Source organism: Ferrovum myxofaciens, from assembly GCF_000735045.1.
Taxonomy (GTDB): Bacteria; Pseudomonadota; Gammaproteobacteria; order Burkholderiales; family Ferrovaceae; genus Ferrovum; species Ferrovum myxofaciens.
In genome coordinates, this window is sequence record NZ_JPOQ01000428.1 from 1 (window position 1) to 703 (window position 703).

The following is a 703-nucleotide window of genomic DNA, read 5'->3' on the forward strand; positions in this document are numbered from 1 at the left end:
TAAAATGTATACGTCCGTCAGGTGACTTGATGTAATGGACGCCTTCGGCAAACTCGCCGCGAGCTATTTTAGACCGCAATGCGTCCTCAGTATAGCCGGATTCGAACGCCAATTTTTGCAATGTAACTTTTGGAAGACTCATATCCAACCCGCCGTGCTTGTATGATTGTACAAACGTTGCGGGACCGCGAAAAACTTGTCGGGGAACTGGTGCGCCAAGGCACCTCTGGGCTGCGTTCTGCAAGAACGTGTGGCGGCAGGGCCACGCTACCCGGATCGGCCGGTTTTGGAGGTCTATACGCGCCGCCGACCATGGCCGGGTACACACGGCTCAGAACCTGGACAAGCGGCCCGTACGCACCCATACGCGGCCTGTACGGGCAGGGTTGTGTTCTGGAACCGGTACTGCATCAACGATCTGCACCGGGCCGCTGGGGGTGAGGCGCGGCACAGACCGGGGCACTGGTTGAGAGCCAAAACCACAATTGATCTGATTGAAGAGATTGAAAATAGCGATGCACAGATTTGTGCATCGGAACAAAATCAAAGAGTTAAGCCTGTTAATGTGGTCAAGGGGCTAGGCCAAGGGCTCGATCTGGGCATCTAAATTCTTTCTCCGGCTGCGTTCTGCAAGAACGTGTAGCAAAAATCAACGAGTTAAATCCAATCGCGTGGTTATGAGCGAAAATCTGCCCAGGCCGGT

The 703-nt window shown here is 54.1% G+C and carries 1 protein-coding gene; it reads left to right on the forward strand.

The features are described from left to right. The first annotated feature begins 196 nt into the window (after positions 1–196). Positions 197–607: a KilA-N domain-containing protein gene (locus tag IV91_RS18965; protein WP_200874445.1), complete on the forward strand. Its 411-nt coding sequence runs from the start codon at positions 197–199 to the stop codon at positions 605–607. Positions 608–703 lie beyond the last annotated feature (96 nt).